At 46.9% G+C, this 650-nt stretch carries 1 protein-coding gene; it reads left to right on the forward strand.

What is annotated here, in order from left to right; translation table 11 throughout:
- A partial coding sequence (locus tag A3738_RS08055) for a spondin domain-containing protein (RefSeq protein ID WP_231876577.1) occupies positions 1-529 on the forward strand: 529 nt, incomplete at its 5' end.
- Between the last annotated feature and the right edge of the window lie 121 nt (positions 530-650).

The following is a 650-nucleotide window of genomic DNA, read 5'->3' on the forward strand; positions in this document are numbered from 1 at the left end:
CAGCAGGATGATCTTTAATATGCCTGATACGAAAACCATGTCTCATGTTGTATTGCTCTCAGGTATTTTGGGTCTGTCAGCATGCTCAGCCCTTCAAAAAAGTGATACGCATATGGCCTGCGAAGGTCATGCTCAGTATCAAGTGACGTACGAAAGCATATGGAGCGAAGAGACTTTTCCGATTGAATATCCACCCTCAGATGCACACTACTCAAAGCTCGTAGGCGCAACACATTTGCCTCAAATCACTCCATGGCAAGAAGGACAGAAGGCTAGTGAAGCAATCACACTCGTCGCGGAGAAAGGCCAAAATTACAAGTTAAAAAACTGCGTTGAGTGGTTGATCAAAGTAGATAAAGCCGGCAGTTATATTGATGGCCCTGATCTAAATACCGGTACAGGCATCATCACAACGCAATTTTCGGCAACGCCCGAGTTTTCATGCCTTAGTCTGATCAGCATGATAGCGCCTTCACTTGATTGGTTTGTTGGCGTGTCAGCTCTCCCTCTTTGCGTGAATGGCGCATGAATAAACGAATACAGCGCAGAACTGTATGCCTTCGATGGTGGAACTAGCAGCGGCGATGCCTATGCTTATGCCACCTCAGAAACGGTAACAACCCCCGCCGACACAATTAAGCCTGTCAGCA

This window comes from Oleiphilus sp. HI0066 (assembly GCF_001635725.1).